The organism is Serratia sp. GW822-FHT06E05 (assembly GCF_058799445.1).
Genome location: NZ_JBXALM010000005.1, coordinates 1 through 21,955 on the forward strand (window position 1 = coordinate 1; position 21,955 = coordinate 21,955).

Annotated in this window: 19 protein-coding genes and 1 rRNA gene; 4 read left to right on the plus strand and 16 right to left on the minus strand. The window is 56.2% G+C overall.

What is annotated here, in order from left to right; genetic code table 11:
- A 5S ribosomal RNA gene (gene rrf / locus AC1RKC_RS13550) occupies positions 1 to 72 on the plus strand; the annotation flags it as partial.
- A 233-nt stretch (positions 73 to 305) separates the two neighbouring features.
- Positions 306 to 1,616: an MFS family transporter gene (locus AC1RKC_RS13555; RefSeq protein ID WP_020828328.1), complete on the plus strand. Its 1,311-nt coding sequence runs from the start codon at positions 306 to 308 to the stop codon at positions 1,614 to 1,616.
- A 1-nt stretch (position 1,617) separates the two neighbouring features.
- Here the strand turns inward: AC1RKC_RS13555 and AC1RKC_RS13560 are convergent, their stop codons facing one another.
- From AC1RKC_RS13560 to trxC, 5 genes are all read right to left on the minus strand, one after another.
- On the minus strand, positions 1,618 to 1,950 hold the full coding sequence (locus AC1RKC_RS13560; RefSeq protein WP_020828327.1) for a YfiM family lipoprotein: 333 nt from the start codon (positions 1,948 to 1,950) through the stop codon (positions 1,618 to 1,620).
- Between the two features lie 78 nt (positions 1,951 to 2,028).
- Positions 2,029 to 3,384 carry a CDP-diacylglycerol--serine O-phosphatidyltransferase gene (pssA, locus tag AC1RKC_RS13565; protein WP_020828326.1) on the minus strand — a complete coding sequence of 452 codons (1,356 nt, stop codon included), beginning with the start codon at positions 3,382 to 3,384 and terminating at the stop codon, positions 2,029 to 2,031.
- A gap of 153 nt (positions 3,385 to 3,537) precedes the next feature.
- Entirely contained in the window at positions 3,538 to 6,186 is a 2,649-nt protein-coding gene (locus AC1RKC_RS13570) for a bifunctional acetate--CoA ligase family protein/GNAT family N-acetyltransferase (RefSeq protein WP_122080066.1), read from the minus strand.
- Between the two features lie 169 nt (positions 6,187 to 6,355).
- Positions 6,356 to 7,051 (minus strand): tRNA-uridine aminocarboxypropyltransferase, encoded by a 696-nt coding sequence (locus AC1RKC_RS13575; protein WP_041415643.1) that lies wholly within the window; start codon positions 7,049 to 7,051, stop codon positions 6,356 to 6,358.
- 119 nt (positions 7,052 to 7,170) lie between these two features.
- Entirely contained in the window at positions 7,171 to 7,590 is a 420-nt protein-coding gene (gene trxC / locus AC1RKC_RS13580; protein WP_041414882.1) for a thioredoxin TrxC, read from the minus strand.
- Between the two features lie 208 nt (positions 7,591 to 7,798).
- Here trxC and AC1RKC_RS13585 point away from each other — a divergent pair, with 208 nt between their 5' ends.
- Positions 7,799 to 8,899 carry a tRNA/rRNA methyltransferase gene (locus tag AC1RKC_RS13585; protein WP_020828322.1) on the plus strand — a complete coding sequence of 367 codons (1,101 nt, stop codon included), beginning with the start codon at positions 7,799 to 7,801 and terminating at the stop codon, positions 8,897 to 8,899.
- A 72-nt stretch (positions 8,900 to 8,971) separates the two neighbouring features.
- Here AC1RKC_RS13585 and emrB read toward each other — a convergent pair whose 3' ends face one another.
- The 7 genes from emrB to AC1RKC_RS13620 all read right to left on the minus strand — a co-directional run bounded on the left by emrB (position 8,972) and on the right by AC1RKC_RS13620 (position 16,293).
- A complete protein-coding gene (gene emrB / locus AC1RKC_RS13590; protein ID WP_048761023.1) occupies positions 8,972 to 10,507 on the minus strand; it encodes a multidrug efflux MFS transporter permease subunit EmrB in 1,536 nt (511 codons plus the stop codon).
- A 17-nt stretch (positions 10,508 to 10,524) separates the two neighbouring features.
- Positions 10,525 to 11,697: a multidrug efflux MFS transporter periplasmic adaptor subunit EmrA gene (gene emrA / locus AC1RKC_RS13595; protein WP_493092602.1), complete on the minus strand. Its 1,173-nt coding sequence runs from the start codon at positions 11,695 to 11,697 to the stop codon at positions 10,525 to 10,527.
- Between the two features lie 25 nt (positions 11,698 to 11,722).
- Positions 11,723 to 13,174 carry an efflux transporter outer membrane subunit gene (locus tag AC1RKC_RS13600; RefSeq protein ID WP_116691875.1) on the minus strand — a complete coding sequence of 484 codons (1,452 nt, stop codon included), beginning with the start codon at positions 13,172 to 13,174 and terminating at the stop codon, positions 11,723 to 11,725.
- Between the two features lie 24 nt (positions 13,175 to 13,198).
- On the minus strand, positions 13,199 to 13,720 hold the full coding sequence (mprA, locus tag AC1RKC_RS13605; protein WP_020828318.1) for a transcriptional repressor MprA: 522 nt from the start codon (positions 13,718 to 13,720) through the stop codon (positions 13,199 to 13,201).
- Positions 13,721 to 13,879: 159 nt separating this feature from the next.
- Positions 13,880 to 14,233 (minus strand): L-valine transporter subunit YgaH, encoded by a 354-nt coding sequence (ygaH, locus tag AC1RKC_RS13610; RefSeq protein ID WP_020828317.1) that lies wholly within the window; start codon positions 14,231 to 14,233, stop codon positions 13,880 to 13,882.
- On the minus strand, positions 14,223 to 14,969 hold the full coding sequence (locus AC1RKC_RS13615; RefSeq protein WP_020828316.1) for an AzlC family ABC transporter permease: 747 nt from the start codon (positions 14,967 to 14,969) through the stop codon (positions 14,223 to 14,225). The genes ygaH and AC1RKC_RS13615 overlap by 11 nt, the downstream gene beginning before the upstream one ends.
- Positions 14,970 to 15,093: 124 nt before the next feature.
- Entirely contained in the window at positions 15,094 to 16,293 is a 1,200-nt protein-coding gene (locus AC1RKC_RS13620) for an MFS transporter (protein WP_493092603.1), read from the minus strand.
- 101 nt (positions 16,294 to 16,394) lie between these two features.
- Here AC1RKC_RS13620 and AC1RKC_RS13625 point away from each other — a divergent pair, with 101 nt between their 5' ends.
- A complete protein-coding gene (locus AC1RKC_RS13625) occupies positions 16,395 to 17,273 on the plus strand; it encodes a LysR family transcriptional regulator (protein ID WP_020828314.1) in 879 nt (292 codons plus the stop codon).
- A 29-nt stretch (positions 17,274 to 17,302) separates the two neighbouring features.
- Here AC1RKC_RS13625 and proX (AC1RKC_RS13630) read toward each other — a convergent pair whose 3' ends face one another.
- The 4 genes from proX (AC1RKC_RS13630) to proV all read right to left on the minus strand — a co-directional run bounded on the left by proX (AC1RKC_RS13630) (position 17,303) and on the right by proV (position 21,727).
- Positions 17,303 to 18,304 carry a glycine betaine/L-proline ABC transporter substrate-binding protein ProX gene (gene proX, locus AC1RKC_RS13630; RefSeq protein ID WP_020828313.1) on the minus strand — a complete coding sequence of 334 codons (1,002 nt, stop codon included), beginning with the start codon at positions 18,302 to 18,304 and terminating at the stop codon, positions 17,303 to 17,305.
- A gap of 50 nt (positions 18,305 to 18,354) precedes the next feature.
- On the minus strand, positions 18,355 to 19,350 hold the full coding sequence (gene proX, locus AC1RKC_RS13635; protein ID WP_020828312.1) for a glycine betaine/L-proline ABC transporter substrate-binding protein ProX: 996 nt from the start codon (positions 19,348 to 19,350) through the stop codon (positions 18,355 to 18,357).
- A gap of 63 nt (positions 19,351 to 19,413) precedes the next feature.
- Entirely contained in the window at positions 19,414 to 20,532 is a 1,119-nt protein-coding gene (proW, locus tag AC1RKC_RS13640; RefSeq protein ID WP_046372791.1) for a glycine betaine/L-proline ABC transporter permease ProW, read from the minus strand.
- A complete protein-coding gene (proV, locus tag AC1RKC_RS13645; RefSeq protein WP_261287523.1) occupies positions 20,525 to 21,727 on the minus strand; it encodes a glycine betaine/L-proline ABC transporter ATP-binding protein ProV in 1,203 nt (400 codons plus the stop codon). Before proV ends, proW begins: the two co-directional genes overlap by 8 nt.
- Between the last annotated feature and the right edge of the window lie 228 nt (positions 21,728 to 21,955).

Sequence of the window (21,955 nt, forward strand, 5' to 3'; positions counted from 1 at the left end):
CTCAGAAGTGAAACGCCGTAGCGCCGATGGTAGTGTGGGGTCTCCCCATGCGAGAGTAGGACACTGCCAGGCATCAATTAAGCCAAGAGGCCATCCGCAAGGATGGCCTTTTTGCTATGTCCGCTATATAAATATTTGCTGTTATTTCGCCCAATTTTCACGCCAGTCTTCAATGCGCATCACAAAAATCACGCTATATTCTTCGCCCGCTATTTGTTTTAATTGTTAACTCAATATTAACAATTGAGTTACATTTAAACGGCAGGACGCCGACTTCACGGTTTATCTGGCTCGGAGAATAGAAAATGACAGAAACAACCTCGGCCATTGAGGATGGAAATACCGTCGATCCGGCAGTGCAGGACAAAAAGAAACGCATTTTCGCTATTGTTGGCGCTTCATCGGGTAACCTGGTGGAGTGGTTTGATTTTTACGTCTATTCCTTCTGTTCTATCTACTTTGCCGCTTCATTTTTCCCCGCCGGTAACAGCACCACCCAATTGCTGCAAACTGCCGGCGTGTTCGCCGCCGGTTTCTTCATGCGCCCGATCGGCGGCTGGTTGTTCGGTTATATTGCCGATAAGCATGGTCGCAAAAACTCGATGCTGATCTCTGTTTGCATGATGTGTGCAGGATCGCTGGTGATCGCCTGTTTACCGACCTATGAGTCGATCGGAAGTTGGGCTCCGGTGCTACTGTTGGTTGCGCGTCTGTTCCAGGGCCTGTCGGTCGGCGGTGAGTACGGTACCAGCGCCACCTATATGAGCGAGGTGGCAATAAAAGGGCGACGTGGTTTCTATGCTTCTTTCCAGTATGTCACGCTGATTGGTGGCCAATTGCTGGCGTTGCTGGTTCTGGTGGCTCTGCAGCAGATCCTCTCTGCTGAGGAATTAAAAGCTTGGGGCTGGCGTATTCCCTTTGCGATTGGCGCGGTATTGGCGGTAGTGGCGTTATATCTGCGTCGGTCGCTGAATGAAACCTCCGATGCCAAAACCCGTAACCATAAAGATGCGGGTTCACTGAAGGGGCTGTGGAAAAATCGTAAAGCCTTCCTGATGGTGTTGGGCTTTACCGCCGGTGGTTCGCTGAGTTTTTATACTTTCACGACCTATATGCAAAAGTATCTGGTCAATACTTCCGGGATGGACGCCAAGCTGGCCAGCGGCATTATGACCGCTGCACTCTTTATCTACATGCTGCTGCAGCCCTTGGTCGGGGCATTGTCAGACAAGATCGGTCGCCGCAGTTCAATGCTGATCTTTGCCTCGTTGGCGACCTTGCTGACCGTGCCTATCTTGCTGACGCTGAAAAATGTCAGCAACCCTTATGCGGCCTTCGGTCTGATTGTGCTGGCGTTATTTATCGTCAGTTTTTATACCTCGATCAGCGGGCTGCTGAAGGCTGAAATGTTCCCGCCGGAGGTGCGTGCGTTAGGCGTTGGCCTGTCTTATGCGGTGGCTAATGCGATGTTTGGCGGGTCGGCGGAATATGTTGCACTGTCGCTGAAGTCGTTTGGCTTCGAGAATGCCTTCTTCTGGTATGTTTCCGGCATGTGTCTGCTGGCGCTGATCGTTTCTCTTCGCTTGCACCGCAAAGGGAAAGAGATCCAGCTGTGAATCAGCGGGTTGCGTGGTAAAGGCTATAGCCGGTCGCTGCTCCCGCGACATCCCAGGCAAAATCTTTCCAACTCCAGCCGGTGCCGCCTTCGCGACTGTCATACAGTTCTTTGGCGGCGCCGAGCCCGATTGAAAACATCAGGCCAAAGCTGCGGCTGCGTGCCTCATTCCAGTTTTGATGATCGCCATAAGCCGCACCGGCGGCAGCGAAAGCCGCAGACGCGACAAAGTGCTGTGCCTTGTCTTTCCCGGTCCAGCTGTCATTTGCCAGGTGGGTACAGCCGCTGGTGAGCAATAAAAAAGGGAGCACGGCCAGGCAGCGGAGTGGGCGCATAATGAAAACATCCTGTTGTCATGACACATAAAAACCCCGGCATAGGCCGGGGTCTGCGATAGCTAAATTATAGCGGGATTACAGTATACGGCTAATCAACCGGTCAATACGGATACGGCGCAGACGGCGGATCAACTTGCGCACTTTGATCGGGTACTGCTGGATGCTTTGCAGTTCCAGGTAGTTCCCCACGACGGTGGTGTGAGTGCGGATGCACTCCAGCTCTTTATGCCGTTGCTCACGCATCTCCTGCTTGGGATCGTGGATCAGAATGGCATTTTCCAGATCCAGTCGCCAGGCGCGCGGATTAAGGTTATTACCGGTAATCAACTGCCATTCGTCATCCACCCACATGCCTTTCAGGTGGTAGCTGTTATCGCCGTCTTTCCACAGGCGAACAATCAACTGGCCGGTATCGACATAGCGCTGCAGGCGGCTGAGAAAGCGTCGCAGGTTGATTTCGTACAGATAAGGCAGGGCGCCGATAATTTTGAACGGCTGATCTTCCGGAATATAGAAATCATTGGCGGTTTTGTCGCCCACAATAATTTCCACCTGTTTGCCCTGGCGCAGCAGATAGATGATATTGCGCACCAGCAGGGCCGGCAGGTTGAAGTAAGGGGTGCACAGCGTCAGTTTCTGATCGGCACAGGACATCAGATGGTGAATGGTTTTATTCAACACGCTTTGCTTACCCAGCCCAACCAGCGGCGTTACCGCCAGCTCATCGTTGCCCGCCTGGTTGCGAAACTGATAACCGGCTCGGCGCAGACCGAAACGAAATAAGCGAGTTTCGTTTTTGATCTCCGGGCTCTTGGGACGATCGTCACGATCCAAACGTTGCACGGCACCGGCGGTCAGCAGGTGCTGCTTGATGTAATCGATCATGGTATTGGCCAATTCGCCATTGGTGATCAACTGGTAACGATCGTAGCGGTATTTCTCATGCTGATGCAGGTAAACGTCATTGATGCTGGCACCGCTGTAAACCACGGTATCGTCGATCACAAAACCTTTCAGGTGCAACACGCCCAGGGCTTCGCGGGTATTCACCGGCACGCCGTAGATTGGCACGGCAAGCTCTGGGTGCTGGTCTGCCATTGAGCAATACCAATCGGCGTTGGTATTGGCGGCCGCGGCGCCGATGCGCCCACGCTGGGCACGATGCCAGTCGACCAGAATGCAAATCTCCAGCGCCGGGCACCGCTGCTTGGCTTGATAAAGCGCGTTGAGAATATCGCGTCCGGCGTCGTCATGCTCCAGATACAGAGCGACCAGATAAATGCGTTGGGTGGCGTTAGCGATCAATTCCAGCAGCGTGGCACGGTAATCAGACGGTGTGTACAAAGTACGTACATCAGCTACCGTCTGGGGGAGTTTGGGCAGTTGTGCAAGGTGTTGTTGATGTTTGCTACGTTTAAATTTTGACAACATCACAGTGCGCTTCTTCTCTCATGATTAGATGGCCGGAACGCCAAATACGGGAAAACAGTAAATCGAATAATCGGGCGATAATACCACTAGTTGTCCCGATTGTGCGTATGTTTTGGCGTTAAGTGGTGGATTCGTAGCGCATTGCGACACAGGTCACTGCGCTTCTTCCGCCTGCAGCGGCAGGGTCAAATTGACGATACCGTCCTCAAGCTGCACATCGATGCCAAAGCCCAGCCGTTGCGCCAGCGCTATCATTCCGCGGTTATTAGGCATGGTGATGCCGGTCAGGCGGGCCAACCCGTGGGCGCGGGCATAGGCAATCATTTTTTCCAACAGTTGGCGCCCCAGACCGAGCCCTTTCAAATCTGAACGCACCAACACGGCAAATTCCGCGTCGGTATTATCCGGGTCGGAGAGAGCACGTGTTACGCCAATGATTTGGTCATCCCGCACCGCGACAAAAGCCATCTCCCGATCGTAGTCGATCTGCGTCATGTTAGCCAAATCGTCATGGGTAAACTCGTTGATCTCACTGAAGTAGCGATAGTAGAGATCTTCCTTGGTCACGCGATCGATAAAGTGTTTCAGCGCGGGTTCATCTTCCGGCAGGATCGGTCGGAACAGGCATTGCGATCCGTCTTTCAATCCGATGGTTTCTTCCAGCTCATGAGGGTAAGGACGGATCGCCAAGCGTGCCTGCGGATCACCTTCGAACGGAGCAAGCTGCATGGAAACGTCGAGCAGGGTGAATTCGCTGCCAGAGGCCAGAACCGGGTGGATATCCAGACGGGTAATTTCCGGGCAGTCGAGGATCAGATTGGACACCTGTACCAGCAAGCGGCTCAGTCCAGGGATATCCAGCGGTCGTAAAGCGCTGCGGCCGCGAATTTTTCCGCCTTTCACCGCCTGCAATACCAGATAACGCGCCAGCGCCATATTCAGCGGCGGCAGCGCTACGGCGACCTGATTTTCCTGGCGCCATTCGATACCGCCTTCACCCAGCATGATTAGCGGGCCGAAAATGGCATCTTGCTCCACCGCGATACGAAGCTCCTGCGCTCCGGCGCGGTTGGCCATGCTCTGAACCAGCAGGCCGTGAATGCGCGCTTGTGGATAGGTACGTTTAACGCGGTCGAGAATTGCCTCAGCGGCGCGTTGTACCTCGGTAGCGGTGCGCAAATAGAGCATTACACCCTGAACTTCAGACTTGTGCGGAATATCGGGGGAGCGCAGCTTCAGGGCCACAGGATAGCCAATTTGCTCGGCAATATGCACGGCTTCGGCGCTGTCTTCGGCAATCCAGGTAGGCAGCGTCGTCAGGTCATAGGCCTTTAGAATCGACTGTACCTCGTGGGTATCGAGCTGCGTTGCGCCCTCCGCCAGCGCCTGCTGAATCAATCGGTGAGCGTCGGCGGTGTTGGCCGTCAAACCGACCGGAAGCGCCGGGGTTTCTTTAAGCTGTTTCTGATTACGGCGATATTCCACCATATGCATAAACGCGGTTACTGCACCTTCCGGCGTTCGGTAGGTGGGAATACCGGCTTCGGTAAATAACCGGCGGGCTTCTTGCGAAGAGTACTCGCCGCACCAGTTGGTCAGCAAAGTCACGCGTTTACCACGCGGGTGCTGACGCACGGCCTCGATAATACGTTCGGCGGTCAGGGTGCCTGGGGCTGCCGCGCTAGGAGCGTGGATCAGCAATAAAGCGTCGTAGTCGTGGCTGTCGAGCAGGGTCTTGACCGCCGCCAGATAGCGCTGCGGTGTTGCATCGTCTCGCAGGTCAATCGGGTTGCCGGCGCGTATAAAGTCGGGCAAGGCGTCACCCAACTGCGCCAGGATCTCGTCTCCCAGCGGCGCCAGCTTGCCGTTGCGGCCCAACAGTTCGTCCAACGCCATTGCCGCCGGTGCCGCACCGTTGCTGACGATCATCAACCGCTCTCCGCGCAACGGATGCATATGGCTCAGCGTTTCCACTGCCGAGAACAGCTCGTGGGTATCCTGTACGCGCAGTAAACCGGCGCGTTGGATTGCGGCATCGTAAGCGGCATCCAGCCCCTGCTGACTGTTGAGCAACAGCTGGGCCTGCTGACTGCGTCCGCTTTTGACCACCAGAATGGGTTTGTTGCGCGAAGCACTGCGCGAGGCAGATAAAAAGCGGCGCGCATCGCTGATGTTTTCCAGATACAGCAGGATGGCGCTGGTTTTACTGTCGCGTGCCAGAAAATCCAGCAGGTCGTCGACGTCAATATCCAGGCTGTCGCCCAGCGCGATAAAATAGGAAAAGCCGACTTCGCGTTGCTGTGCCCAGTCGAGAATGGTATTGGCCACCGCGGCGGACTGGGAAATAAACGCCAGCTTGCCCTTCAGGATCGGTACCGGCGAGAAACTGGCGTTGATGCCTTGCCAGGGGGCCAGCAGGCCCAGGCTGTTCGGCCCCAGCAGGCGCATAGAATAACGCTGCGCGCAGGCTTTCAGCTCGGCGAACTGTTCTGGCGGTGAGGAGAGCACAATGGCCGTTTTGCAGCCGCGTTTGCCCAAATCCTCAATCAAGGCCAGATTGCGATGCGCATGGGTACACAGTATGGCCAGATCGGGGCTGAGCGGCAGGCTGGCGACGTCCGGGTAGGCCATGACTCCGCATACCGCCTTATAACGCGGCGTGACGGGCATGACCGGCCCGTTGAAGCCGCCGGCCAGCAGGTTGCTCATCATCAGGTTGCCGGCGCGGCCAGGCTGCTGTGAAGCGCCGAGAACGGCAATCGATTTAGGACGTAAAAGCGCTTCTAACCCTCGCTGGCTCATGCACGGCTCCTTTATATCCGTTATCCTTCAAAAGACAGGGGTGTTGGCTGCCCTCTCTCACCCTGGTCACTTAGTTAACTAAGCTCCCTGGGATTCGTTCAGTTGCCGCCTACCTGTCTTTCGAATGCTATTGGCTATAGGCAACGTTACCGACTTGATTCTAGGCGTTTTACAACGGCTTTGCTGTGACCGGTGCCTCCGGGCGAGTAGGTTTCCCTGCCAGATACTGTTGACGGAAGTAGCGAAAATGCTCAGCCAGGCCGTCGGCCGCGGCGGTATCACCGGCCTGTTGCAACAGCGCTGTCGCCACTTCCGCGGTGCAGTGCTGCTCGGTGCGGCTGGCTTCTCGCAGTTGGTAATTTGAGGCAGCGGTAACATTGAGCGAAAACACCGGAAACTGATTGAGGTACGGGCTTTTGCGGAACATCTTGCTTGCCTCGGTCCAAGTGCCGTCGAGCATAATAAACAGCGGCGGTTTACCACCGACGGGCAGTTCGCTGAATACCGGTCGTTCAGGGGCGGCATAGGACGCGGGAAACACCACGTAAGGCTGGCGTTCGGGATCGTTAATCGCCGCCAGCAGGCCAGGGTCAACCTCGGTACGCGACCAAAGAAACGCCTGGGTGTCCGGCAGAATATCGGCGATCAATCTGCCGGTATTGCTTGGTTTGAGCGGTTCTGCGCCAAACATGATCAGGCAAAAACGGCTGGCGGCCGGCTGCGGCTGGATGGTGTCACACAGGCAGTTTTTTTGTGGCAGCAGACACCCCTGACAACGCGTAATGCGGTTGCCACGCGCCAGAAAAGGGCGGGTTGATCGTTCCAGGCGAAACTGGCGCAGGCGAAGTACGGCGTTGTCGGTCATAAAGATCCCGGGGAAAAAACGCCATTGTAACGCAGAAAAAAGCCCGACGGGAGCGTTCGGGCCGGTTTGAAATGCGGCGGTGTCATTGACAATGGGCAACACCGCCTGGACTTTCTGCGTTAAACTAGTTCATTGAGCCAGTTATCAAACGGCGTTTTCGGCATGGCGCCATTGAGCATGTCGACCATTTTTCCGTCGCGGAAGAGCATAATGGTCGGGATGCTGCGGATGCGGAAACGGGCGCTCAGTTCCGGTTCAGCCTCGGTATTCACTTTTACGAAGCGGACTTTACCGGCGCGCTCTTCGGCAACGTCTTCGAAGATTGGCGCAAAGCTGACGCAAGGGCCACACCACGGTGCCCAAAAGTCGACCACCACCGGCAGGCCATCCTGCAGCAGCGCGTCCAGTGTCGCGGCGGTGGCATTGATCACTTCACCGTCAAAAAGCGCATGGCCGCAACGGCCGCATTTTGCGCCGTCAGCCACACGATCTTCAGGTACGCGGTTGGTGGCATTACAAGCGGGACAAACTGTATTCATGATGACCTCGGATACTGGGAAAGCACGACATACCGCATTCGGGTTGCGGAGATGTATCTTTAATGCTGCTTATTATCGTTAAAAGCGCGTCAATGAACAAAGAGGTTTGTTCAATGAATACGATAGTTGTTAGCTTTTAGCGCAAGTAGGTGGCTTAGCACCCCAACATCAGGTAATCTTCGCGCCCTGCGCGTTGGTGGAGAAGAAAATGAACGATTCATTTAGTGGCAAGAACGGTAAAGTTAAAGTGATGTACGTCCGCAGTGACGACGACAGTAACGGCGACGACCGTAACAAGAATAAGCGTCCGGCCGGCAAAGGCCGTCCGGCAGACGGTGCTCGCTCTTCGGGCCGTACCGGTCAGGACAAGCCGCGCGGTAACAACGATCGCCGTGGCTCTGGCTCTGATTCCCGCCGCAGTGAAAGCGATCGTCCTCGCCGTCCAGCGCGTACTGAAGACCGTGGCGGTTATGATTCGCCATGGAAAACCGTTTCTCGTGGTCCGGAAGAAGAGCCGGCGTTCGATCACGGTGGCATCAGCGGCAAAAGCTTTATCGATCCAGAGCAACTGCGTCGCCAGCGTGCGGAAGAAACCCGCGTGTACGGTGAAAACGCCTGTCAGGCGCTGTTTGCCAGCCGTCCGGACGCGATCGTCCGCGCCTGGTTCGTGCAGTCGGTCACGCCGCGTTTTCGTGAAGCGCTGCGCTGGATGGCAGCCAACCGCAAAGCCTACCACGTGGTAGATGAAGAAGAGCTGGCCAAAGCGTCCGGCACCGAGCACCACGGCGGCGTATGCTTCCTGATCAAAAAACGTCAGGGCCTGGATGCGCAAACCTATCTGAAAGAAGCACCGGCGAAAGACTGCGTGCTGGCATTGGAAGAGGTGGGCAACCCGCACAACCTGGGCGCTATCGTCCGTTCTTGCGCACACTTTGGCGTGAATGGCGTTCTGTTGCAGGATCCGGCATTGCTGGAGTCCGGTGCGGCGGTACGTACCGCAGAAGGCGGCGCGGAACACATCAAGGCGATCAGCGCAGATGACTTCCTGTCGGTGCTGGATACTTTCCGCAAGGCCGGCTACGCCATCGTGACCACTTCTAGCCATAAAGGCACCCCATTGGCGCAGGCTAAGCTGCCGGCCAAAATGGTGCTGGTATTGGGGCAGGAGCGTGATGGCCTGAGCGACAGCGCCTGGCAGCAGGGTGATATGAACGTGTCTATCGGCGGTACCGGCAAGGTAGAAAGCCTGAACGTATCAGTCGCGACCGGCATTTTGCTGGCCGATTGGTGGCGTCAAAACCAGGCTTAATATCCGTCGCCTGGCTGCAACGGTATAAATAAAAAACGGGCGCCTCTGGGCGCCCGTTTTGCTTTCTCTGGTTTAGTGAGCGCCGCCGCCCCCACCGCCGGAGCTGAACGGCGGTTTCGCCACCCAGACCAGCACCAGCAGGACCAGGAACACCCCGGCCGACAGCCAGAAGATCTCGTTGGCGGAGATAATCAGTCCCTGCGCGGTGATCTCGTTGGCGATGTAGGCCGAGGCCTGCTGCTTGCTCATGCCAATTTGTTCCAACTGCCGGTACATCTCTTGTGACTGTGGGTTGTAAGGATTCACAAACTCCGTCAGCTGCGAGTGATGCTGCGATTCTCGCTGGGTCCACAAGGTCGTGGTGATCGATGTCCCGATCGACCCCGCCAGTGTTCGAGTAAAGTTCGACAGGCTCGATGCCGCCGCCATGCGCTCCGGCGGCAGACCGGACAGCGTAATGGTGGTCAATGGCATAAAGAAGCAGGCGATGGCGAAGCCCTGAATAAACTGCGGCCAGGCCGAGGCGCCAAAGTCCATTCCCGGTTCAAAGGTATAGGCGCGCCAGTAGAAGCACACCGCATACATAATGAAACTGAAGGTCACCAATCGTCTCATGTCGAGCCGGTTGCCGAACTTGCCGATGATCGGCGACAGCAATACCGGTATCAACCCGACGGGTGCTGAAGCCAGTCCTGCCCAGGTGGCGGTATAGCCATAAACCTCCTGCAGCAACTGCGGCAATAGCACAATGGCGCCGAAGTACAGCATGTAGGCCAGGCTGATACACAGGCAGCCGACGGTAAAGTTGCGCGATTTGAACAGTGACAAATCCACCACCGGATGGTCGTCCGTCAGTTCCCAGACAATCAGGAACAGCAGCGCCACCACCGCCACCACCGTCAGAACGATGATCTCGGTCGAGTTGAACCAGTCGAGCTCCTTGCCCTGATCGAGCATCACCTGCAAAGATCCTATACCGACGATCAGCAGCACCAGACCGACGGTATCGATCGGTTTGATCTCGGTTTTGGTTTCCCTGCCTTTCAGCGTCGACATCGCCACCAGGATTACCACGGCACCGATCGGGATGTTGATGAAGAAGATCCAGCCCCAGTGATAGTTGTCACTGATATAACCGCCGAGGATAGGCCCGAAAATGGGCGCAACGATCACCGTCATCGACCATAGTGCCAGGGCCATCGCTCGCTTGGCGGGCGGATAGTTGTTCAGCAACAGACTCTGCGACAGCGGGATCAACGGCCCTGCGACCACACCCTGAATCACGCGGAAGAAGATCAGCATGCCCAGGCTGTTGGAAATGCCGCACAGCCAGGAGGCGAGTACGAACAGCGCGGTGGACCAAAGGAACAACCGCACTTCACCGATGCGCTTTGCCAACCAGCCGGTGATCGGGATGGAAATGGCGTTCGCCACGCCAAACGAGGTGATCACCCAGGTTCCCTGCGAGTTGGAAGACCCGAGGTTACCCGCAATCGTTGGGATCGCCACGTTGGCAATGGTGGAGTCCAGCACCTGCATAAAGGTCGCCAGGGCAAGCGCGACCGTCATCCAGGCGAGCTGAGCACCTTCAAGCGGTTTCTGTGCCAAGGTAGCCTCCCGCGCGCTTAACCGGCATTCGCATGGATCACGTCGGCGATCATTTGGTTAACCGGTGCCAGGTTCAACGCCAGGGCGTCGCTTTGGTACAGCGGTTTGTCGCGCACCACGTCAGACAGCACGCGGCCGTCCAGATTGGTGGTGTCAACTTTAACCAGGGTCGACAGACCGATGCGCAGCGGATGATCGGCGATTTGCTTGGCGTCCAGTTCAATACGTACCGGCAGACGCTGAACCACTTTGATCCAGTTACCGGTGGCGTTCTGCGCAGGCAGCAGTGAGAAGGCGCTGCCGGTACCCATATCGATACCGACCACTTTGCCCTTATACACCACGTCATCACCGTAAATGTCACTGACTACGGTAGCCGACTGGCCGATACGCATATTGGCGATTTGGGTTTCTTTGAAGTTGGCATCTACCCAGATGTGATCGGCTGGCACCACTGCCATCAGCGGGGAACCGGCGGCGATTTGCGCGCCAACCTGTACGCTGCGGCGTGAGACATAACCGGTGATCGGGCTGATGATTTTGGTCCGTTGCAATGCCAGCCAGGCGTCACGCATTTGCGCTGCGGCCTGTTGAATGGCCGGCTGCTGCTCCAGCGGGGTATTCAATACCATCGCCTGGTTAGCGTTGTATTGCTGCACCGCCACTTCCAACGCCGCCTTGGCGCTGTCGACTGCATCGCGAGCATGTTGCAGCTCTTCACGGCCGATAGCGTCAACGCTGCCGAGCACGACGCGGCGTTTCAGATCGTTTTCAGCCTTACTCAGGTCAGACTTGCGCAGGGCAATATTGGCCTGATACTGCTTGCTGTTGATGATCAGCTGGTGGGTCTGACGCACGCTATTGGCCAGGCCGGTTTTGGCGCGTTCCAGCGCCTGTTCGGCATCGGTCGGATCCAGGGTAACCAACACGTCACCCTGTTTCACATAGTCGGTATTGTCGAAGTTGACGCGGTTAACGCTGCCGTTCACCTGGGCCATGATCTGGACCTGGTTACCGGAAACATAGGCGTCGTCAGTTTCCTGATGATGACGTAACACCAGGAACCAATAGACTAAATATGCCACCCCAATAACGATGAAAATAACCGTCAGCAGCAGCAGCCAAAATTTACGCTGCTTCTTTTTGCCTGCCGGTTGCTGCGGGTTTTGAGTCTCCGCGCTTGCGCTCATGGTGTTCTCCAAGCTCTCTATTTTATTATGCTTTTGAACCCGTAGCGGCCGGGGCCTGATAGCCACCGCCCAGCGCACGGATCAGTCCTATCTTCGCCTGCAGCAAATTGCTGCTGGCATTCAGTTCCGCCTGCTGCTGCTGCAAAAGCTGCGTTTGGCTGGTCAACAACTGGTCGCGCCCGATAATCCCTGCCTGGTATCGAGCGTTAGCGACGCGGTACACCTGTTGCATCGATTCGGACGCAGATGCCGCCTGCAGCTGCTGTTGCGCAGTGCTTTGTTGGACGGTGATGGCATCGGCGGTTTCCTGCACGGCATTCAGGATGGTTTGGTTATAGGACTCCACCGCCTGGTCATACAGCGCGGACTCCTCACCCAGCTTGCTGCGCAGCGCACCGGCGTGGAAGATCGGCAATGAAATTGCCGGCATCACGTTCCAGGCCTGGCTGGCCGCTTCAAACAGATTCGGGCTGGTCCCACTGGTGTTGGTGGTGGTCAGGCCGGCAAAGGCTGAAATGGTCAGGCTGGGGTAAAATTCTTTACGGGCGGCGCTGACGCGCTGGTTATAGGACTCCACCAACTGGCGCTGTGCGGCGATATCCGGACGTTTACCGAGCAGATCGGCGGTCAGTTCACCTTTTGGCGCCATCAAACTGCTGGCGGGAAGGGCCACCGGGCGCAGGTGCTGCATGGCGTTCGGGCCCTGGCCTGCCAATGCGGCCAGTTGGTGTCTGAGCTGTTCAATCTGCGATTGCAGTTGCAGGATCTGCTGCTTGGCGCCGTCGGCTTGCGCCTGGGTTTGTTGCGGAACATCAACGCCGGTGATGCCGGCCTTATATTGCTGTTGACGCAAGTCCGCCAGGCGTTGGTTGTTGTCCACTTCCTGCTGCAACAGCTTTTCCAGCGCGAAATTGCTCTGCAACTGGTAATAGGCGGAGGCTACCGAACTGGTCAGCGTCAACGCGGCCTGTTCCTGCTCGGCGCGGGCTGCATCGACCTGTGCCTTGGCGGCGTTGACCTGGTTGCGGTATTTGCCCCACCAGTCGAATTCATAGGCCAGGTTTAGCCCCAGCGAGTTGGAGGTTTCGTAGATCGGTTGATGAGGATACCCCAGCCCCAGGTTCACGTTTTGCGGCACTTTCTGGCGGTTGCTGCTGGCGTTGAGATCCAGATTCGGCCCGTTGGCGGCGCTGGCTTCCCCCATTACGCTTTGTGCTTCGCGTACGCGTGCCGCTGCCTGTCGCAGCGAAGGGGAGCTTTGCAGCGTCTGGGTCATCAGCGCGTCAAGTTGCTGGTCGTTAAGCGCGCGCCACCACTGCGGGCTGACGTTCAACGAGCTGACCTTCGGCTGCGCAAGCTGCAGAGCCTGCGGATCCATCAGGGTGGATTGCGGGGCAATATTATCGGTAGACGCACACCCGGCCAGCAGTAATACGGCGAACAGTGGGGTGAATCTCCAGTTAAATGGGGATCGCATAGTATGTATGTACCTGAACAGAAATTATTGGGATAACTGTTCTGTAACTTCCATCTGGTCCAGGCGCGTCAGCAGCTTACGCGTCAGCTTTTCAAGCTGTTGCTGTTCATCATCGTTCAGCGTGGACCACAGGAAATGCAGACACTTGTGCTGCGGTGGCAGCAATTGATTGAGAAACTCTTCTCCCTGCGGCGTCATGTGCAGGTGCAGGCAGCGACGATCGTTGTCGCTTTCACGGCGTTCAATCCAACCGCGTTTCTCAAGTTCGTCGGCAATGCGCGTGGCATTGGTCCGTGACGAGCCCAGGGCAGAGCTTAGCTCAGAAGGCTGAATGCTGTGGCTTTCCTGCGCATCCAGGGTAATCAGCGCCATAAACAATGTTTCGTTAATCCCTTGTGCTTTCAGCATTTTATTGCGATTTTCCAGCAGCTTGCTTTGCATGTGCATGCACAGGCGGGTCAGCAGGATTTCCTGATAAGGGAAATCTTTCTGACGCTTGGCGCGGAAATTAAGCATTTGTTCAATGGGAGCAAACGAGCTTTCCATAATTTTGGGCCTCATTAGTTTCGTCCGAGATAGTAACGATAGTGATTAATAATGTAAATGTTCAGCAGGGTGATTAATTTAGCAATTCGTGTCATTTGTCAGCGGATTGTCAATAAACCCACTTTAAGCAAAAGGGTTAATGCGACGTGCTGCCTAAGATTAAAGGTTACCCTGACTGAAAATCATAAATAACTTTAATGTAATGCCAAAGGATGCCGCGCCAATCAGCGTCGACAAAATGATGCTTTTGGTTCGGTAAAAACACAGGCCCAGCGCGGCGAAACCGACCAGAGTGGGCCACAGCTTGTCCGGTTCACGCATCACTACCGGGGTGCTGGAAACCACCAGCAACGCGCAGATTGAGGCGATGCCGATGCTGTCGAGCAACAGTGCGGTTTTACCGCGTTTGATTCCCGGTTGTGCCCGCGCAGGCGCCAAACGCAAGGGTAAGTAGCGGAACAGATAATTAGCACAGCCGACCACCAGGCCGATCACCAGCACATCAGTGTTCATCAATGGACTCCGTTGCTGTGGGTTGGAACAGGGCTGCGATACAACCGGCGCTGATGCCGGCCAAAATGGCCACTGGGATAGAGAACAGCACTACGCCAAGCAGTGCACCGGCCAGCGCGGCGGCGATGGTCAGGCTTTGCGGACGTTTGAATGCCGCCAGCAGGAAGCTGAGGAACAGCGCCGGCAACATAAAGGATAATGAGGCTTCAATCACCGGGAACTGCTCTAGTGGCCCATTGCCGAACACGGCACCCAGCGCGGTGCCTGCGACCCAAGACAGCCAGGAGCATAGCGAGATGCCGATCATCCAGTTCTCGCTCCAACTGCGGTTATTGCGCATCAATTTAGCGGTGGCCGCGGCGAACACTTCATCAGTCAGGCCAAAGGCCCAGAGCGCAGTTTTGCCAGCCGACATGCGCGAGACGATGCGGTGGCGCAAAGCAGGACCATACAACAGGTGCCGTATATCCATTGCCATCACGGTCAGCGCGGAAACCCACAGTGACATACCGGCGCTTAACAAGGCGGTGATCACGAACTGGCTGGCACCCGCATAGATGATGCAGGAGAAGAAAATGCTCTCTAGCGGGGAGAACCCCAGCTTAACGGCGCTAAGGCCAAACGCAAAAGCCACCGGCACATAGCCGATAACGATCGGTAAACTGTCGACGATGCCGTGGGTGAAGGTGGAACTGACGGCTGGGGGATTGATACTTTCTGCAGCTTGGCTTTGCATAATGTATTTGAATCGCAGGGTATATAGGGAACCAATAGTTTATCCCCAGAACATTACCAGAGAGTAAGTAATGTTTATACCCTGCGCCGCTAATAAATTTCCGCTATGACTATTCGCTTGCTAATCAGATGGCCGCCGGTCCCTGGGGATCATGGCGCTTGCCCAACCACCAGGTGAGCAGGTTAAACAGGCACAAAATGCCCCCTGCTGCAGCGACCCCTGTCCACCCCGCGTGCTGATAGGCTGAGGCAGACAGCAGCGAACCCAGAGCGCCGCCGATAAAATAGCTGGTCATGTAGCCGGCCGTCAGACGATTGCGCGCTTCCGGCATAATGCGATAAATCACGCTCTGGTTGGTAACGTGTACGGCCTGCACGGCCAGATCGAGGATCAGAATGCCGACGATCAGTGCCCACAGCGATTGTTTAGCGAAAGCGATAGGTATCCACGACAGCAGCAGCAGTACCAGGCCTACCGTAGTGGTTAATCCCGCCTTGCCCTGATCCGCCAAATGCCCGGCACGGGAGGCGGCCAACGCTCCGGCGGCCCCCACCAGCCCGAACAGGCCGATGACCCCTTCGGAATAACCAAAAGGCGGGGCCGCCAACAGGAAGGCCATTGAGGTCCAGAGCACGCTGAAGTTGGCAAAGGACAGCGCACCGAGCACTGCACGGGTTCGCAGCATCGGTGATCCGCAAAACAGGGTGAAAATAGACTTCAGCAACTGAGGGTAATTCAGTCCGGAGTGCTGTTTGTAACGTGGCAGCGCGCGCCACAAGATCAACGCCATCAGGATCATCAGCACGCTTGCCACCCAGTAAATGGTGCGCCAACCGCCGAACGATGCCAGTGCGCCCGCTACGGTACGTGCCAGCAGAATGCCGAGCAGCAGGCCGCTCATAATGATGCCAACGGTTTTTCCGCGTTTTTCCGGGTGTGCCAGCGTAGCGGCCAACGGCACCAAAATTTGCGCCACTACCGAGAACAACCCGGTGAGGGCAGTCCCCAGGATCATCATCGGCAGCGTGGTGGAGCTGGCGGTGATCAGCATGCCTCCGGCGGCCAGCAGCGTCATAAAGACGATCAGCCCACGACGCTCAAACATATCGCCGAGCGGCACCAGCAGCAGCAGGCCTACGGCGTAGCCCATTTGGGCGGCGGTGACGATAAAACCGGCCTGATTGACCGATAGCCCAAAGTTTTGAGCGATGGTTTCCAGCAGTGGCTGCGCGTAGTAGTTACTGGCGACGGCCAAACCGGTGGCGATGGCGATCAGCACAATCAGTGCCGGGCTGAGGCCTGGAGGTGAATTTTGTTGGCTCATTGGTTTCAATCACAAGAAAAAGTGGTGCAAGTATCGGGCAGGACAGCGGGTTAAACCAATGTATAATTTTCATCTGATTAATCTCATTTAGAGATAAATGAATGAACCTGAAACAGATTCGTTTTGCGCTGGCGGTTGCCGAAGAGCAGAGTTTTACCCGGGCGGCGCAGCGCTGTCATACGGTGCAATCGGCGCTCAGCCACCAGATCGCCAAATTGGAAGAGGAGCTGGGCTGTGCATTGTTTGAGCGTACTTCGCGCCGGGTCAGGTTGACCACCGCCGGGCAGGCATTTATTCAACCGGCGCAGCGACTGCTGGCGGCAAAACAGATGCTGGTGGAAGAGGTTGTCGCCGCCAGCGGCACAGTTTCCGGTACCCTGACCATCGGCACAATTTCCACCATAAACGCGATTGATCTGACCGAAAAATTGGGTAACTTTCACCGCCATTATCCCGCAGTGAATATCCGGCTGTACGTGGGCATGAGTGAAGAGCTGTTGGAAGACGTTCGGCAGCAAAAGACCGATGTGGCGTTTGTCGGCCTCTGGCCGGGGGATATCGATATGCTGCCGGTGTCCCATCGGCAACTGACCGACGAGCCACTGGTGGCGTTGGTGTCACCACAACACCCGCTAGCCAGTCGGGAACGAGTGAATTTGCAAACCTTGTCGGAAGTGCCGCTGGTGGACTTTTACAGCGGGACCGGTGCCCGGCGCCAGACCGACCGCGCGTTTCAGGCGGCAGGCATCAAGCGTCACGTCAGTTTTGAGATTGACCATATCGAATGGCTGGAGAATTTGGTACGCCGTGGGTTGGCGACGGGCATTGTGCCGATTTCGACGGCACAGCGCTTGAGCACGCTGGTGTCGATTCCGATAGAAGATGGTCCACGGCGTCAGGTGTACTGCGTTTGGCCACAGCCGCTGCCACGGACCGCCGAGCGTTTTTTACAGTTTAGCGGGATTGAAATCAGCGAATAGGGCGCGACAGGCTGCCGCGCCCAGGGTGATTATTTCTTCGCGGCTTCCGCGGCGGTTTTCACCCAGCCGTCGAAGGTGGCCTGATGCGCCTTGATCCAGCCATTTACATGGTTTTGGATATCGGCTTCGGAGGCCTGGCCTTCATGCATCCGCAGGTTCTGCGCATTCACGTCGGCAATCGGCAGCTTCATGATGGCAAACAGCTTGGCGGCCGCCGGGTTGGCTTCGGCCCACTGCTTGTTGGCGGCGATGCGCATGGTGTTGACCGGGAAACCATAGTTGGCGCCGTTAGGCAGCTTGGTATCGAGGTTTTTCTGCTCGCCCGGCATGGCGGAGAACGGCACCTGTAACCAAACAACGTCGCGGCCTGGCACCAGCACGTCACTCACCCAGTACGGCGTCCAGGTGTAGTACAGCACCGGCTTGCCTTCTTTGTAGCGAGTAATGGTATCGGCAATCATCGCCGCGTAGTTGCCCTGATTGTGCTCGACGGTTTTCTCCAGGCCGTAGGCTTTGATGTGATGGTTAATGGCCGCCTCGCAGCCCCAGCCTGGCGTACAGCCGGTCAGGTCGGCCTTGCCGTCGCCATTGGTATCGAACAGCTTGGCAATATTGGGATCTTTCAACTGTTCAACGTTGGTGATGTGGTATTTATCGGCGGTTTTCTTGTCGATCAGATACCCCTGTGCCGCCCCGTTGACGTAAACCCCTTCACGGTAAAATTTGGCGTCACCGCCTGCGGCCTTGTATTGATCGGCGTGCAGCGGATCCCAGTTAACCGCCAGGAAGGTCGCGTCGCCGGAGGCGATGGAAGTGTAGGCGACGTTGTAGTCCACTTCGCGGGTGTCTTTAACGTCATAGCCCAGCTTTTCCAGCGCCTTGCTGACCAGCAGCGTCTGGAAGGTCTCTTCTGAAATGGTGCTTTGCACCGGCTGAACGGTGACACCTTTACCGGGCAAGTCGGCGGCGGAAACCGCCTGTGAGCTAATCAGTGTGGTAAGGGCAACCGCCCAGATTCCTGTAGTGCGCATAGTGAAATACCTTTTTATGTTATGAAGCCGGGATTTCCGGCACCCTGGGATTATTTCGCTGCTGCCGCAGCCGTAGTGATCCAGCCGTCAAAAGTGGCCTGATGTGCTTTGATCCAGCCGTCTACGTGACGTTGTATGTCGGCGGCGCTGTTCTCGCCTTTGTGCATGCGCAGGTTCTGCGCGTTCACGTCCGCCAACGGCAGTTTCATGATGGCGAACAGTTTGGCGGCGGCCGGGTTAGCCTCGGCCCATTGCTTGTTGGCGACGATATGTTCGTTGTTGACGGAAAAACCGTAATTTTTGCCGTTCGGCAAGGCGGTATCGTTATCTTTCAACGAACCTGGGCTGGCGGAGAACGGCACGGTTAACCAAACCACATCACGACCCGGTGCCAGCTCATCGCTCACCCAGTACGGCGTCCAGGTGAAATACAGCACCGGTTTACCCTGTTTGTAGCGAGTCAGGGTGTCGGCGATGATGGCGGAGTAATTGCCCTGGTTTTGAGTGACGGTGTCGCTCAGGCCATAGGCTTTGATATGGGTGTTAATGACGTTGCCGCACACCCAGCCAGGTTCGCAGCCGGCCAGATCGGCCTTGCCGTCGCCGTCGGCATCGAACAACTTCGCCAGCTTGGGATCTTTTAACTGGGAGATATCGCTGATGTGGTATTGATCGGCGGTTTTCTTGTCGATCAAATAACCCTGGGCCGCGTTGGTGATATAGGCTCCCTGACGATAGAATTTCTTGTCGCCGCCGGCGCTTTGGTACATGTCGGTTTGCAGCGGATCCCAGTTCACCGCCATGTAGGTGGCGTCGCCGGAAGCGATAGAGGTGTAGGCGATATTGTATTCCACCTCGTCGGTAGGCTGGACGTCATAGCCCAGCTTGACCAGGGCGCGGTTGACCAATTCGGTTTGGAAGCTTTCTTCGGCGAGAGTGCTTTGCAACGGTTTTACCGTGACGCCTTTGCCGGGTAATTCGACGGCGAACGCCTGTGTGCTTAGCAATGAAGTCAGGGCCAGAGCCCAAATTCCTGTCGAGCGCATAGTGGTTCCTTCGTTTTTATAAATGCTGTCGGTGCCCCCGACGTTTGGCCGGGGGCAGGGCGATTAAGGCTTTTTGATGAAGGGCCGGGTGACTAACCCGATCGGGCCGTGAGCATACCAACGGCCGATGCCTTTGCTGCGGCGATCGCGCCCCAGCGATTGGGTGAGGCGGTCGAGAATAATCGCCAGGATCACGATACCGACCCCGCCAACGGCGGCCAGCCCCATATCCAGACGACCGATACCGCGCAATACCATCTGGCCCAGGCCGCCAACGGCGATCATCGAGGCGATAACCACCATCGACAGCGCCAACATCAGCGTTTGGTTTACGCCGGCCATTATGGTTGGCATTGCCAGTGGCAGTTGCACTTTAAACAGCAGTTGGCGCGGGCTGGCACCAAAGGATTCGGCGGCTTCGATCAGATCCTCAGGCACTTGGTTAATGCCCAGAATGGTCAGTCGTACGATCGGCGGCAGCGCAAAGATAATGGTCACCACCACCCCCGGTACGTTACCGATACCGAACAGCATGACGATCGGCACCAGATAGACGAAGGCCGGCGTGGTCTGCATGGCGTCGAGCAGTGGCCGGATCACCTTGCCTGCATGTTTGCTGCGCGCCAGCCAAATGCCGAGCGGCAGACCGATGACGATACAGAAGAACAGGGCGGTCAGGACCAGCGCCAGGGTCACCATGGCTTGCGACCAGGCGCCAATCGCGCCAATGGCAATCAGCGAGACCAGCGTCGCAGCACCCATACCAAGGCTGGAGAGCTGCCAGGCAATCAGCGAGAACAGCAGAATGGCGATCGGGGCAGGCATGCCGAGCAGCAGCTGCTGAAAGCCGCTGAGAATAAAATCGACCGGTACGCGAATGCCCTGAAACAGCGGGCGAAAGTGCAACACCAGCCAGTCGATGCCGTGGGTCACCCAGGAGTCAAACGGCACCCAGGTTTTGTGGAACGGATCCAGCAGGCTGAAATGTTCCTGTTGGACCGGTGCGCTGTTAAGCCAGTCGGCACCCTGAGCGGCCTGATTGGCGGCGTCATGGGTTTCCGGTGGCGGTGCGCTGGACCAGGCATCGCCAGCGGGCGCTGACGAGGTTGCGGCGTCAGTCGCCGGTGCGGCGCTGGGGTCGGCAGGCGCAGTCGCCCATGGATCCTGTGTAGTGTCACTCATTCGCTGGGCCCTCTTTATCTAAGGCCTGCAACAGCATGGCCTTGGAAATTATTCCGATATAGTTATTTTCTTCGCAGACCACGGGGACCGCACAGGGCGCCAGGGCAACCAATGAAATCAGTTCGCTCAGCGGCATGTCGGCCGGGACCGGGGCAGGGGCTTCCAGCAGGGCGTCATCCAACGTCTGGTTGGAAGCCAGCGCCTGCTTGAGTGAATCTACCGACACCACGCCGATAAATTTCTTCCCGCGTTCAATAACATAACCATAATCGCGGTCTTCATCGCGCAGCAGCTGTAGTGCTGAACGCGGACCAAAACCGGGGGTTTTACGAATAAGGGCGACAGGACGACGCTGGGCGATATCCTTGGCGCTGAAAACGTGGCTGATATCGACGCCACGGAAGAAGGTGCGGACATAATCGTTGGCCGGATTATTTAATATTTCCTCCGGCGTACCGACCTGAATAACCTCTCCGCCTTGCATAATGGCAATACGATCGCCAATACGCATTGCCTCATCCAAATCATGGGAAATAAAGACGATGGTGCGCTGATGCTGGGCCTGTAATTTGACCAGCTCATCTTGCATCTCGGTACGGATTAATGGATCCAGCGCCGAGAAGGCTTCATCCATCAATAATATGTCCGGATTATTCGCCATGGCACGGGCTAATCCCACGCGCTGACGCATCCCGCCGGAAAGTTCATCGGGATAAGAATAGGCATAATTCTCCAGCCCGACCTGACGTAATGCTTCCAGGGCTTTTTCCTGGCGCTCCTGCGGTGGAATGCCGGCCAATTCCATACCGAACGCGGTGTTATTCAATACATTCATATGCGGCATTAAAGCGAATGATTGGAACACCATGCTGATCTTATTACGGCGTACGGCGCGCAGTGCGCTGTCGGATATTTTAGATATATCCTCGCCATCAATCAGCACCTGACCGCGGGTGGGTTCTATCAGACGATTGAGAAGGCGTACCAGGGTGGATTTTCCGGATCCGGAAAGCCCCATGATGACAAATATCTCGCCTTCTTCAATGGCCAGAGAGGCGTCTTTTACGCCCAGTGATAATCCGGTTTTTTCAAGCAATTGGTCTTTTGTCAGGCCTTTTTCAATCAGTTTGAAAGCGCGATCCGGATGTTCGCCAAATATCTTATACAGGTTCTTTACTTCGAGTTTAATTGCCATGCAATTTGCTGTTTCCTCTGATGAATTATCAAACGATAAAAATTTCCCAATAGAAAATAATAGTCCCCTATACCCTAACACAGTGAATATCTGAGACAACCCTCAATGTCCGATGAATGGGATATTGACGATTTACATCAAGTTTTCGATTAGTTATGGTAATGAGGTGAGTGCTCAATTATCAGTGGCTGATATTTCCGATAAACGGTTGGTTTTAAGTAAGAATAA